The organism is Rhizobium sp. SVR5-2C, from assembly GCF_056755115.1.
The window spans coordinates 1-458 of the sequence record NZ_JBNDHT010000333.1 but is presented as its reverse complement, the minus strand read 5'-3'; the positions used below and the strand labels follow the sequence as shown (position 1 = coordinate 458).

The following is a 458-nucleotide window of genomic DNA, read 5'->3' as shown; positions in this document are numbered from 1 at the left end:
GTGCGCAACGTCAAGCCGCTGTGGTCGAAGTTCGGCACCGCAATCGGCGTGGCGCTTGGCGGCTTCGACATGTGGACGAACCAGCTCTTCGGTCTCTCCGTCTTCGGCACGCTGAGGCACGGCAAGACCGATGCGGCCTCCCTGGAGCCCGCCGCGCAGCACAAGCCGATCGCCTATCCCAAGCCGGATGGCGTGCTGACCTTCGACCGGCTGTCTTCGGTATTCCTGTCGAACACCAACCACGAGGAAGACCAGCCGGTGCACCTGCAGGTCAAGGACATGGCGCTGCAGAAATCGTCCGAATACGGCGTCTACGCCGGTCCCTCGACCCGCTACTGTCCGGCCGGCGTCTACGAATGGGTGGAGAAGGACGGCAAGGAAACCTTCGTCATCAACGCCCAGAACTGCGTCCACTGCAAGACCTGCGACATCAAGGACCCCAACCAGAACATCAACTG

The 458-nt window shown here is 62.4% G+C and carries 1 protein-coding gene; it reads left to right on the top strand.

Annotated features, from left to right (window positions below):
- Positions 1-458 (top strand): 4Fe-4S dicluster domain-containing protein (locus tag ACPYOI_RS35975; RefSeq protein ID WP_481424159.1); only part of this gene is annotated, 458 nt, incomplete at both ends.